At 52.2% G+C, this 12,031-nt stretch carries 8 protein-coding genes; 5 read left to right on the top strand and 3 right to left on the bottom strand.

The window, feature by feature from the left end:
• Nucleotides 1-81: 81 nt before the first annotated feature.
• The 3 genes from ssnA to FCL42_RS16665 all read right to left on the bottom strand — a co-directional run bounded on the left by ssnA (nucleotide 82) and on the right by FCL42_RS16665 (nucleotide 5,513).
• Nucleotides 82-1,410, bottom strand: coding sequence for a putative aminohydrolase SsnA (gene ssnA, locus FCL42_RS16675; protein WP_136864566.1), 1,329 nt, complete (start codon nucleotides 1,408-1,410; stop codon nucleotides 82-84).
• A gap of 74 nt (nucleotides 1,411-1,484) precedes the next feature.
• A complete protein-coding gene (gene ygfK, locus FCL42_RS16670) occupies nucleotides 1,485-4,589 on the bottom strand; it encodes a putative selenate reductase subunit YgfK (RefSeq protein ID WP_136864565.1) in 3,105 nt (1,034 codons plus the stop codon).
• 294 nt (nucleotides 4,590-4,883) lie between these two features.
• A complete protein-coding gene (locus FCL42_RS16665) occupies nucleotides 4,884-5,513 on the bottom strand; it encodes an NTP transferase domain-containing protein (RefSeq protein ID WP_229359892.1) in 630 nt (209 codons plus the stop codon).
• Here FCL42_RS16665 and yqeC point away from each other — a divergent pair.
• The 5 genes from yqeC (at nucleotide 5,485) to FCL42_RS16640 (ending at nucleotide 11,932) form a co-directional block, all read left to right on the top strand.
• Nucleotides 5,485-6,273 (top strand): selenium cofactor biosynthesis protein YqeC, encoded by a 789-nt coding sequence (gene yqeC, locus FCL42_RS16660; RefSeq protein ID WP_136864564.1) that lies wholly within the window; start codon nucleotides 5,485-5,487, stop codon nucleotides 6,271-6,273. The two genes, FCL42_RS16665 and yqeC, sit on opposite strands and share 29 nt — an antisense overlap.
• A 2-nt stretch (nucleotides 6,274-6,275) precedes the next feature.
• The gene (yqeB, locus tag FCL42_RS16655) at nucleotides 6,276-7,871 is read left to right on the top strand and encodes a selenium-dependent molybdenum cofactor biosynthesis protein YqeB (RefSeq protein ID WP_136864563.1); all 1,596 of its coding nucleotides are present in this window, start codon (nucleotides 6,276-6,278) and stop codon (nucleotides 7,869-7,871) included.
• A 166-nt stretch (nucleotides 7,872-8,037) separates the two neighbouring features.
• Nucleotides 8,038-9,957 carry a methyl-accepting chemotaxis protein gene (locus FCL42_RS16650; protein WP_136864562.1) on the top strand — a complete coding sequence of 640 codons (1,920 nt, stop codon included), beginning with the start codon at nucleotides 8,038-8,040 and terminating at the stop codon, nucleotides 9,955-9,957.
• Between the two features lie 159 nt (nucleotides 9,958-10,116).
• Nucleotides 10,117-11,019 carry an oxidoreductase gene (locus tag FCL42_RS16645; RefSeq protein WP_136864561.1) on the top strand — a complete coding sequence of 301 codons (903 nt, stop codon included), beginning with the start codon at nucleotides 10,117-10,119 and terminating at the stop codon, nucleotides 11,017-11,019.
• Nucleotides 11,020-11,032: 13 nt separating this feature from the next.
• A complete protein-coding gene (locus tag FCL42_RS16640) occupies nucleotides 11,033-11,932 on the top strand; it encodes a helix-turn-helix domain-containing protein (RefSeq protein ID WP_136864560.1) in 900 nt (299 codons plus the stop codon).
• The last annotated feature ends 99 nt before the right edge of the window (nucleotides 11,933-12,031 follow it).

Raw genomic sequence — 12,031 nt, 5'->3', positions numbered from 1 at the left:
AATGCCTTTCCTTAATGAGAGCAGTGCATTAGAAAAAATGGCTACCTCCCCCAGGACGTAGCCATTTTGCTTTTCGATCTGTTAATCCAGTTGATCCATCCTCTGCCAGATGCCCTTGGCTACCTTGCGGGCTTCGGCATAGATTGGCTCGATATCAAATGGGAATTGACGGTCTTCCAGTACCATCTGGCCCTCTACCATCACGGAGTGGACGTTGCCTTGGTTCAAGGCGAAGGCGAAGTGACCCGGCAGGTTGTCGCCGACCAGTGGGGTTGGTGCGGTGTAATCACAGATGGTCAGATCGGCTTTGTAACCGACTTCCAGACGACCGAACTTGGCGCCGAAGTTACGGGCCAGCAGTTCGTTACCGTTGTAGAGGTGACGCAGGAAGCTGTCAGGCCACATTGGACCACGGTCATCACGATGCTTGAAGAAGGCAAACTTCAGCTCTTCGAACATGTCGGCACCAATTCCATCGGTACCCAGAGCCACGTTCTTCAGCTTGGTCAACTGGCTGTTGTAACCCACGCCGTTGTTCATGTTGGAGCGAGCGTTGTGCACTAGGAATGCATCGCGCTGGTTAAGGATGTTGATGTCGTTTTCTGACAGGAACAGCCCGTGAGCCAGCAGGGTTTTGTCGTTGATCAGGCCAAAGCCATCTAAACGTTCGACGATGTCTTTGCCGTAGATGTGGTGGCTGTGGCTGACGTCATACAGATCTTCGGCGGCGTGAATGTGCAGGCCACGTCCGGTGGCTTTGACCGCTTCGGCCATCATCGCCATGCCTTCGTCACGCACGGTAAAGGGAGCGTGGGCACCGATGTGGGCTTCCACTAAGTAAGGGCTGGTGCCCGCAGCGCGCTCGGCGTCGATCAGCTTAGCGAAGTTGATGTTCTCTTCCACGCCCGCCTGCAGTTCCGCCAAACCGCCGTTGCGGTCAGTGGTTTCAAAACAGGTCATGCCGCGCAGACCGGCTTTGAGGAAGCCTTTACGCAGGGTATTCAGAGAGCCGGCGATGTAGTTCGGTGACGCATGGTGATCGATCACCGAGGTACAACCGCTGCGAATCGCTTCCAGAGAGCAGATCAGGCCGCTGTAGTAGAGGGACTCTTCATCCAGTGCGCGGTCGAGGCGCCACCACAGGTTTTTCAGGGTGGAGATGAAGTCAGGACAAGGCTTGATGTCGGCCATGATGCCGCGAGCCAGCCCGGAGTAGAAGTGGTTGTGGGAGCAGACGATGCCGGGCATCACCAGTTTGCCAGCCATCTCTTTGACTTGGGCGTCTGGGTATTGGCTGCTGAGGTTGCTGCCCACGGCAACAATTTTATCGCCGTCGATAACGATGTCGACGCCTTCGGTGACCTGAGCGGGTTCAAACTGAACCGCGGTGGCGTTCTTTAGGATCAGCATGAGCGGATATCCTTATATTGATGAGGGCGAGCCAGAGGCTCGCCGCTGTGATTTCAGTCCTTGTAAGAGCTGGGTTACAGCTCTACAGGGCCCAGCAGGTAGCTGTGCTTCTGATGGACGAATTGGATGATCTTGGCCATGTCGGTAATGTCATCAGGCTGGCCTTCAATCTGACCTTGGTCATTGATGGTCAGGTTATGGATGGCATCCCCTTGACGAACCAGAACTTGCTCACCGTTAACGAAGAAGCCAGGGTTGTTACTGTCATGGAAATCCTCTTCCAGGCTGAAGATGGTGACCTTCTCTTCGTATGGCTTGCTGTCCCATGGGCAGAAGCGACCACAGTTACCACACTCGTTACAGTAGGCATCCAGGTGCAGGGTCTGGAACGGGTTGTCGAAGCCAGGTACCGGCAGTGAGATGTTGGCGCGGTTCGGGCACACATCCACACACTTGCTGCAGATGTAGGAGCATTCCAGACAGCGTCCTGCTTCCTGCTCGATGAAGGCGTCTTCTTGATCGGAATTCACCATCTCTGTTGGGATGATGCCTTTACGGGCATACACTTCCTGAGCTCGGGTTGCAGAGTAGTGAGTCAGAGGCTTATAGCGCTGCTCTTCACGCTCCAGAATGGTTTCTGCAGCTTTATGAGCACCGGCAATGGCACCAACGATGTTGGATGGACCGGTGTGGGCATCCCCCATCAGGAACACGTTTTCAACACCGGTTTCGCAGGTCTCTTCGTTCACCTGAGGCCAGCCATCTTCACCCATAGGCACGCCCATCTTGGTGAGGACGTCACGGTTGGTCTGCTCACCCACGGCGGTGATCAGTGCATCCACTTTCAGGTCGATGGTGCGGTCGGTAGCCACAGGACGACGACGGCCGCCAGCATCGGCTTCACCCAGCTCCATTTCGCGAACGGTCAGAGTACCGTCTGCCGTGAAGCGCTCTGGGTTGCTGAGGAACATGAACTGAACGCCATCTTCCACGGCTTCATCGTACTCCTCTTTGTAAGCCGGCATCTCGGCGATGGTACGACGATACACGATGGTGACTTTGTCAACGCCATCCACTTTCAGTGCCGCACGGGCGCTGTCCATGGCGGTGTTACCGGCACCCACAACCACAACGTGCTTGCCAAGTTCTGGCGCATTGCCGTCGTTGTAGGCTTTTAGGAAGTGCAGTGATTTATGGATGTTGGTGTTGCCACCTTCCAGCTTCATTGGGTTGCCCTTATCGGCACCAATGCCCAGACAGATGTACTCGAAGCCTTGGGCTTTTAGCTCATCAATCGTCAGGTTGGGGTTACAGCCATACTCGAAGTTAACGCCGTGCTTGGTGACAAAGTCGATGTCGTGCTCGATGGCTTCCGCTGGAATACGGAAGTGCGGGATGATGTTCTTAACCACACCACCAGCGTTCTTCTCTTTCTCGAATACGGTCACTGGGTGGCCAAGACGAGTTAGGAAGTAGGCTGCAGATAGGCCCGCAGGACCGGCACCCAATACCGCAACTGGGTGTTTCTCTTGGATGATAGCCTGACGCCAGTTGGCTTCATACTCATTCCAACCCTTCTTGAGGGCTATGCGCTTCATCTCACGGATGTTTACCGCACCTTCGTAGTCTCGACGGGTACAGTTGAACTGGCACTGGTGATCACAGATGTGGCCAGTGATGGATGGCAACGGGTTGCGGGCGTAGATAAGTTCCAGAGCTTCGCCGTACTTCTTCTGACCCATCAGGCGCAGGTATTCAGGGATGTCTTGGCTGATTGGGCACGCGGTCACACATGGGGCCACGTAGCAATCGGTCAGAGGCACCAGTTTGTTGATGCGGATCTCTTCTGGGCCACGCCACTCTTTCTGGGTGTAGTTGGCCACCAGAGATTTCTCTGCCAGCGCGGTGAGCTTGTCGAGATCGATGCCTTGATGGTTCCAGTCATCGCTGCTGTCCAGTTCACGGGCGCAGTCAGTCAGACGTAAGTAGCCACCAGGCTTGAGTAGATCCGTCGCCATGGTGATTGGGCGAATGCCGGTTTCGAAGATCTCTTTGATGTTGAGCTTGGACGCACCACCAGAGTAGGAGATCGGCAGCTGACCGTTAAACTCGTCAGACAGCACCTTGGCCACGTTGATGGACAGTGGGAACAGGGCTCGACCAGACATGTACATCTCATCGCCAGGCAGTACGCCCTTGGCGTTGATGGTACCTAGGGTGTTAGTAAGCTTAACGCCGAAACCCAGACCTTTCTCTTTGCCTAAATCCACCAAGCGATGCAGCATCGCTTTGGCGTCTGCCAGTTGCAGATCGTGGGAGAAAGACTCTTCACTCAGGCCAATATAGTCAAAGCCAGCGTTGTCCAGAATCTCACGAACTTTGTGGTAGCCCAGCAGAGTTGGGTTCAGTTTCACGAAGGTGTTGATGCCCTTCTCTTCCAGCATGTAGCGGCAGATGGCTTCGATTTCGTGTGGAGGGCAACCGTGCATGGTAGACAGGGTCACGCCCTCTACCAAGCGGCTTGGGATCAGGTCAGGTAGGCGCTGTAGACGCTTGATGCAATCTTCATCTAACTCTAGGCGCTCTAGGTAAGCGGTGTTGCTTACGTACTCACGCAGCTCTTCGATGTGAGTTTTGAATACGGGGTGTTCGCTGGCGTCCATCATGCTGTCGATGAAGGTCTGCATTGGCACAGTCTTAATGCCAGCCAGATCGTAGCCCACACTCATGTTGAAGATGAACGACTTGGCTTCGCCTTCGAAGCGAGGGTCGAAGATCTCTTCCATCAAGTACAGAGCAATCCACGCTTTTACGTATTCATCGAAGGCTTTAGGAAGGGTGTACTCAGTAGACCATTCGGTATTGAAGCATTCATCTTCCGCATCAATACAGGGCTTTTCGATTTCGAGGGTGTCCATCTTCTGGACGGTTTTCAGCTCCATGAAGCGGCCGCCCGCCAACCATGAGGTGACGATGTTTTGGCTAAGCTGGGTGTGAGGGCCTGCCGCAGGACCTAAGGGGGTCTCACAGCGCTCACCGAAGACGCTGATACTGCGGTCATCTTGTTTCTTATAGAACTGCGCCTCTGGGATACCGAAGATTGACCGGTTTTGTTGGTATTCTTCGAATATCCGGTTCAACAGTTCGGTAAAAGGCAACGGACGCATGAGGTCACTCATCATATTCTCCTTGGCGATTCGGCTTGCCAGATTTGAACGCTGATGAACTTCTGGCTAGCAAATAGGTTGTCCAAGAAGGAATTTGCAACTACCTTGCCAAAATTAAATTAAAGAATATTCAGAGCCCCATAGAATTAGCCAAACTTCGATGGGAATAAGGTTTTTGTTGTTATCGAGTAAGAAGTTTCGATAAATAAATCCCCAGCGGAATCCACTGATAATGAGCTATCAAAATTGCGCTAGTGACACTATCAATATGATATTGATAGTCGATAATTTTATTTTTAATTGAAATTAATTCTTATTTGCGTTGTGGTGTTTAATTAATTCTTGATAACGCTCTGGCGTGTCCACATCCCATAAAACGCCCTCATCGTTTACTTCCACAAACTTTGGTTGCAACTGTTTAAGTTGCCATTTCATTGAGTATTTCTGCTGGTTGGCTGTGGCTGCCAAGATACTGGGAATGGCGGTGCTAGGCAGCAGCACCGGATGGCCCTTTTCGCCTTGATAACTGGGCATCACTGGGTGTTGGCATCGATGTTGCCACAACCTGTGGTACGTGGTGGGCGCAATTCGAGGAAGATCCCCATGGGCGATGAAGCAAAACTCGCTCTCTACCTGTGCTAGACCCCGTTGAATTGAGCCAAACAACCCCCGTTTAAACTCTGGGTTGTGAATCAAAGTAATGGCGGGGTGGGGTTGATATCGTTGCTGTAATTGCTCGCCATTATGGCCGGTAACCAGAATGACTCGGCTGCAAAAATGCAAAGCATTCTCGATGCTTGTATCGAGAATGGTGCGGTCCCCATAGGGAAGCATCATCTTCCATTGGCCCATTCTGGATGACAGGCCAGCGGCGGTGATAACACAGTCTACCGATGCGGAGGCATCCATGTGCTTGGACTCAGATTTAGCAGACATTTTCGGGGCTCCTGATACCCAACTCATCGCCCTGACTGGGGGCGGAGGGAAAACTTCATTGGCGCTGAGGTTAGCGCAACAAGCATGCCAACAAGGGTTGTCGGTGCTGGTATCGACAACCACCAAGATGTATCACCCCAAACCGGATCAGTTTGATGCCATTGCCATCCATTCTGACCCAGATACTTTGTGGCAGCAACTGAGGCCAATCCCAGGAAAATCTGCTTTTGTTGCCTGCTCTTATGATGCCAAGACCAATAAAGTATCTGGGTTTGCTCCTTCCATTTTTGATCAAGCCAAATTCGAACAAAAATTTGATCTGATTCTCATTGAAGCCGATGGCGCTAAACGTTTGCCCATAAAAGCGCCTTCGGGGCATGAACCTTGCATTCCACTCAGTAGCGATACGGTTTTTCAGTTGATGGGTGCCGATGCCCTGATGGCACCCTTAGGACCAGAACTGGTTCACCGTTGGCCAAGATTTGCGGAGATTACCGGTGCCCAATTGGGGCAAACGTTATCGACAGCGCATCTGCAGCGGTTGCTCAATCATCCCGAAGGGGGATTCAAAGCAGCTCCGAAGTCGGCCAGAAAGATCTGGGTGGTGAACAAAGTCGATGAGATTAATGGCGATCTCGATACTTGGGCCCATTCAGTTATCGCAGGGGCAGACTTGATTGATGAGTGCTGGCTGACCTCGACATTGACGGCCAACTTCATCGTCAAACGCATACTAAAAACTAGATTGAATCGGATGTGACCATGAGCCTATTTGCGAAAGCCGCCGAACTCGAGCAACAGAACCAACCCTTTGCCTTAGCTACCATTACGGAGACCAAGGGATCTGCCCCCCGACACAATGGACAGATGATCGTTGAACAAAATGGTGCCATTCACGGAACCGTGGGTGGTGGCATGATTGAGCGCCACATCATTGAGCAAGCGTTGGAGGCCATTCAGGCGGGTGAAGCCCGTCAGATCAGTGGCCGCATGGCTCGCAGTGGGCCCGATGCTATGGACATGGACTGTGGTGGTGCCATGAGCGTGCATATTGCTGTGCATGGCATCTATCCACGATTGTTTCTGATTGGTGCGGGCCACGTAAACCGTGCCATTGCTCATAATGCCGCTCGGTTGGGGTTCGAGGTGATTGTGGCCGATGCCTATGCCGAGTCTTTGGCTGAGCACCACTTCCCTGCCGGCACCAAGCGCGTTCTCGGCGACACCATGCTGGATGCCATCAACAAATTGGACATCGATGCCCATAGTTACGTCATCATTGCCACCAATCACCAAGATGGCCAGGCGATGGATGTGGTGGCGCAGATGACCACCCGTTACACCGGTTTGCTGGGCAGTAAGCGCAAGGTGCAAACCTTGTTCAATGGCTTGCGCAAACAGGGCGTCAGCGAAGAGCAACTCAACTTCATCCACTCACCTGTAGGTTTTAAAATTGGCGCAGAAACCCCAGAGGAGATCGCCATCAGCGTGATGGCGGAAGTGCTGTTGGTTCGCAACTGTGGTGAGGGTGCGGTGGCGTCGCAGATGAAGGACGATCCCCGCTTAAAACGCAATAAGTTGGTGTACGTTCGTGGTGCTGGTGACATGGCCACCGGGGTGGCACTTCGTCTGCATAACTCTGGTTATCAGGTGGTGATGTCTGACATCGAGAAGCCGACCGCCATTCGTCGCAGTGTCGCGTTTGCTCAAGCGATTTTTGATGGCCAAACCGTGGTCGAAGGGGTGACGGCTCAATTGGCTAAGAGCTGCAGTGACGTATTCAATGTGTTAGAGCAAAATCGCATCGCGGTGGTGGTGGATCCGGAAACCAAACTTTTGAGCCGCCTGCGCCCTCAGTATGTGGTGGATGCCATTTTGGCTAAGCGAAATCTGGGAACCACCAAGACCATGGCGCCGGTGACCATCGGTCTAGGCCCAGGTTTTACCGCCGGTGAAGATGTACACGCGGTAATTGAAACCAACCGAGGCCACCATCTAGGCCGCATTTTGTATCAAGGTAAGACCGCGGCAAACACGGGTATTCCAGGTAACATCAGTGGTTACACCCACGAGCGGGTGCTGCGTGCTCCGGCGGCAGGCACCATGATTAATAAGGTAAAATTGGGTGACATCGTCGCCGAAGGGGATCTGATTGCTCAAGTGGGCGACCATAAGGTGGTGGCACCTCTGTCGGGTATGGTTAGAGGGCTGCTTACCGATGGCCTCGAGGTCACCGAAGGCTTTAAAATCGGCGATATTGACCCGCGTGGTGAAGACGCTGATTTCACTACGGTGTCAGATAAAGCACGAGCAATCTCTGGTAGTGTGCTGGAAGCTATGATGGCGCTCTCAAAATAGAATTAAATCGTAAATAAGGGTATCGAGAGATGCCCTTTTTAGTTATTAATCGTTTGTATTAAGTTTTGAAAAAATAATTCTGTTTATCATTTAAAATCACTTCGTATTTATTGCTCTTATCACTTAATACGGTTGGTCTCATAAACATTGATGTTAGAGGTTACGCGTGAAGATTAAGACCAAAATTTTATTAACCACTTCGATTGCGTTTGCAGTCAGTCTTATCTTAGTAGTTTTAGTTAACGGTTATCTCTTTAATGATTTAACTCAAAAGCGGCTGCAACAGCGCGAGTTTCCGGCCCAGTTGGGGATGCTGGCGGAGGGGGTGTCGCGTAACTTGGCTGAACCATTGGCGGTTACGGATATATTGAGTATTACGCCGCAAGTCGTTCACTTCTTGGAAGATGGCGAGCCCAGTGACAGTTTACCGGTATTAAAAGAATATCTCTTGTCTGTTAAACAGCGTCACCAAGCAATTGCGACGTTTGTTATCTCTACCGAAACGGGAAGTTATTACACAGAAGCCGGACTTAATCGAGTAATTAGAAAGAATGATGGTCGCAATGATTGGTTCTTCCAATTTCTTGATACCGGACTTCCCTATGAGTTAACCCTGGACGTGGATGATGTCACCGGCGTTCCCTCTTTGTTTATTAATCACCTTGTAAACGATGCCAAGGGCAACGTCATCGGTGTCACTGGCATTGGCCTGTCTCTGGCCGGCGTCAGTGAGATGATCAAAGGCTTTAAGGTGGGTGAAGCGGGCCAAGTGCTGATGGTGGATAGCCAGGGCATCATCAAGCTTCATGGTGACAATCAGTGGATTGGCAAGCCGCTCACTGAATTTCGCCAGTTGGATCCCAGTGCATTGCTGACTCCCCATGGTGAGCAGTTGGTGAAGGCGAGTAGCGGCTCAGAAACCAGCTTAATGTTGGCCAAACTGGTGCCCTCTCTGGGGTGGTATCTGGTGGTGGACATGCCGGAGTCGGAAGTCTATCGCGGCATTGAAAAGGCGCAGCTGAGCTCGATCTCCGTTGGCGCTGGCTTGGCTTTGGCGTTCATTCTGTTTACTACCTTGCTGATTACTAAGTTGTTTGCCCCTATTGATCGGGTGGCGGAGAAGTTGGAAGAAATTGCCGCCGGTGGTGCCGATCTGACTCAGCGTCTGGACGTGGCGAATGACGATGAGTTAGGCCGCTTAGCTCAGGGTTACAACCAATTTGTGGAAGCGCTGGCGCAGATGCTATTGCAGGTGAAGCTGCGCAGTGAGGAGCTGCATGAGCTGGTTGCGGTGTTGACTCAGGAGCTGAATGACATCCGTCACCACATTACCAATCAGCAACGACAGACGGATCAAGTGGCGTCGGCTATGGAGGAGATGGGTGCCACAGTGGCTGAAATTGCTGAGAATGCTGGCGGTGCCGCCGATAGTGCTCGAGAGGCCGACGATGGTTTGCAGGAGGGCAATCAGCAACTGCAATCCACCTTGAGTCAGGTCAGTTTGATTGAAAGCCAATCTCACTCGACTGAGGAGTCGGTGCAGGAGCTGGCGGACAAAGCTCGCTCTATCGATACCGTGTTGGAGGTGATCAGTGGCGTGGCCGAGCAAACCAACTTATTGGCATTGAATGCCTCCATTGAGGCGGCTCGAGCTGGCGAACACGGCCGCGGGTTCGCAGTGGTGGCCGATGAAGTTCGTGCGTTGGCCAACCGTAGCCATGAATCCACAGAGCAGATTCGCGCCATCATTGAGGAGCTACAAACCACCGCTCAACGAGTGGCGGGCGAGATGAATACCAACGTCTCCCTGTCGGTTGAGGGTAAGAGCTCGGCGACTGAGTCCAGTGAAAAGCTCAGCGGCATCAGCGTCGCGGTGGCCAAGATGAATGACATCAACACTCAGATCGCGGCGGTGACGCAGCAGCAATCGGTGGCAGTCAATGAGATGAACCGTTTGGTCACCGACATCGCCATTGGTGCTCAGAAGAGTTTGGACAATACCGAATTGGCTAGCGAACGTTGCAACAGCCTCAATGAGCAGGCGGAAGTGATGCACACCTTGGTGAATCGCTTTAAGTTGTCATAGCCTCTTGGTGACAACGGAAATGGCCGCTCTTTGGAGCGGCCATTTTTTTGGCTTATCTACCTGTAAAACGTATAAGCCTTACCGAGCTGGGTATAATTTGTACCGGCCTAAGTTAGGTAGCATGGACTCAAGTTAATGATTTCCAGTTAGGAGCACGTCATGAGTCAAGCTGTTTGGACCCCAGCCCAGATCGAACCTCAACAAGGTCGAGTTATTTTGGTGACCGGTGCCACCAGTGGTATTGGTTTAGAGACCGCCAGAGTGTTGGCAGCCAAAGGAGCCGATGTCATTATCGGTGCCCGCAATATTCCGAAAGCCGAAGGGGTGATCGCTAAGATAAAGGCCCAACATGCGAACGCTAAATTGCATCTGTATCCGCTGGACCTAACTTCGCTGACTTCGGTGGCCAACTTCACCCAGCAGGTAACGACTCACTTCGAACGTCTCGATGTACTGATTAATAATGCGGGCATCATGGCCTGTCCTGAGGGGCGAACCGAAGATGGGTTTGAGCTGCAATTTGGTACCAACCACCTGGGCCATTTCGCCATGACCATGGGGTTATTGCCACTAATCAAAAGCACTGAAGGCGCGCGGGTTGTGGTGCTCTCTAGCTTGGCTCATTACTTTGGCAAGTTGGATTTGAGCGATCTTAATTGGCGTGCCCGTAAGTACAATAAGAACCGAGCCTACGGTGATAGCAAGCTGTCTAATCTCTATTTTGCTTATGAGTTGGATCGACGGTTTAAGGCCGAGGGCATTGATGTGAGAGTAACCGCCGCCCACCCAGGTTGGACGGCAACCGAGCTTCAACGTCATACCGGCTTGGTTGAGCGATTGAATGGTTGGTTTGCTCAAGGGGTGGAGATGGGAGCCCAGCCTACCCTGCGCGCCGGTTTCGATGACTCCGCTCAAAGTGGCGATTTCTTTGGCCCTTCTAAACACTTTGAGCTTCACGGTGCGCCCGTTAGAGTGTCCTCCAACAAGCGCTCCATGGATCGCAATGTGGCTCAGCAGTTGTGGCTTCAGTCAGAGCAATTGACGGGCTGTTACTATCAGTAATGGGGTGAGTAAAATGTCTGAGTTGATGGTGCTCGATAGCATTGCTCAAATACACCGCTGGATGCGCCGAGGGGCGGCATCACACCCGTTGGTGGCCGTCATTCGTCACTGTCACTTGCCGGCGGTGGACCCGTCGATGAGGTTTCGCAGTGAGCTGTATATGATCTCCCTAAAAGGCAGTGTTAGTGGCTCCATGGGCTACGGTCGCAGCCGTTACGATTTTGAAGCGGGTACCATGACCTTCTTCGCACCGGGTCAGGTGATGCAAGCTCATACCATGGACGCCAATTTCGACACTGAAGGCTGGAGTGTGGCCTTCCATCCAGATCTGATACGTCGACATCCCCTAGGTAAACGCATAAATCAGTTCAGTTTCTTTGGTTATGAGGTCAATGAAGCGCTGCATCTGTCAGAGGCGGAGCGTCGCAGTATGAGTGAGTTGGTGGACAAGATTGAGCGTGAGCTTAATCAGGCCATCGACCGCCATACGCAACATTTGCTGTGCAGCAACATCGAGCTGATGTTGGATTATTGCCACCGTTACTACGACCGTCAGTTCTATACCCGCACCAATCAAAGTGATGAGCTGGTACAGCGGTTTGAGTCGCTGCTGCGAGACTACTTCGATCAAAAGCGGATGTTGGATCAGGGGTTACCCAGTGTGGCCTACTGTGCGGAATCCTTGGCCATCTCTGCGAATTACCTTGGGGATTTGCTAAAGAAAGAGACCGGGTTAAATGCCCGCGAACACATCCATCAACACGTGATTGAGCGTGCCAAAACCGCCCTACTGGGAACGAGTCACAGCATCAGCCAAGTGGCTTATGATCTCGGCTTCGACTATCCCGCGCACTTCACTAAATTATTCAAGAATCAAACGGGGATGAGTCCATCGGAGTTTCGCAAACATTGAAGGGCATGAACTAAGGGTTAAGTACAGGGGTAACCGTTGCAGGAATGCTTGGTTATTGCGTTCCAAAACAGGTCGATATAACTGTTCTGGATGGGTTGA

Origin of the sequence: Ferrimonas aestuarii (assembly GCF_005116665.1) — a bacterium.
Taxonomy (GTDB): domain Bacteria; phylum Pseudomonadota; class Gammaproteobacteria; order Enterobacterales; family Shewanellaceae; genus Ferrimonas; species Ferrimonas aestuarii.
This window is presented reverse-complemented; position numbering and strand designations above follow the sequence as displayed.

Excerpts from the sequence above, each read along its gene's own strand:
- ssnA (WP_136864566.1), bottom strand. The coding sequence starts at position 1,410 with ATGCTGATCCTAAAGAACGCCACCGCGGTTCAGTTTGAACCCGCTCAG.
- yqeC (WP_136864564.1), top strand. The coding sequence starts at position 5,485 with ATGTGCTTGGACTCAGATTTAGCAGACATTTTCGGGGCTCCTGATACC.
- FCL42_RS16665 (WP_229359892.1), bottom strand. The coding sequence starts at position 5,513 with ATGTCTGCTAAATCTGAGTCCAAGCACATGGATGCCTCCGCATCGGTA.
- FCL42_RS16640 (WP_136864560.1), top strand. The coding sequence starts at position 11,033 with ATGTCTGAGTTGATGGTGCTCGATAGCATTGCTCAAATACACCGCTGG.
- ygfK (WP_136864565.1), bottom strand. The coding sequence starts at position 4,589 with ATGAGTGACCTCATGCGTCCGTTGCCTTTTACCGAACTGTTGAACCGG.
- FCL42_RS16645 (WP_136864561.1), top strand. The coding sequence starts at position 10,117 with ATGAGTCAAGCTGTTTGGACCCCAGCCCAGATCGAACCTCAACAAGGT.
- yqeB (WP_136864563.1), top strand. The coding sequence starts at position 6,276 with ATGAGCCTATTTGCGAAAGCCGCCGAACTCGAGCAACAGAACCAACCC.